Raw genomic sequence first — 352 nt, 5'->3', positions numbered from 1 at the left:
CTGCAGGAACGCCGCCTGTCCCTTCAGGCTCCAGCCGTCCCCCGCCCTGGAAAGCGAACATGAATCATGCCCTTCCTGGTCAAGCCGGCGCCAGAGGATCGAGGCTATGGTTGGCATTGTCATGCTCCGGTTGATGTCTTTCCTTCGCTCGCAAGGCGGTTCTGTTTCATCGCTGGAGCTATCAAGCCGCCACGTGCTGACAAACAGCGGACGGTTCGGGAAAAGCTTGGCTGTCCGGCCTCCTTCCTGCCGGCGATGGAAAAAACCTGCCTTGACTTTCTCCACCGGGGACCCGACTTCCTAACGTTCCCCGACTTCCCAGGTGTCGCGGAGACACGCTTCATGCCAGAGC

The 352-nt window shown here is 60.2% G+C and carries 1 pseudogene; it reads right to left on the bottom strand.

Features of this window, described 5'->3' with window-relative positions:
- Window positions 1–285: pseudogene (locus tag EN862_RS36680) on the bottom strand (hypothetical protein); the annotation flags it as partial.
- Between the last annotated feature and the right edge of the window lie 67 nt (window positions 286–352).

This window comes from Mesorhizobium sp. M2E.F.Ca.ET.219.01.1.1 (assembly GCF_004016445.2).
In the GTDB taxonomy this organism is placed as follows: domain Bacteria; phylum Pseudomonadota; class Alphaproteobacteria; order Rhizobiales; family Rhizobiaceae; genus Mesorhizobium.
Note: the sequence above shows the minus strand (reverse complement) of the source record. Positions and strands in the feature narration are given on the sequence as shown.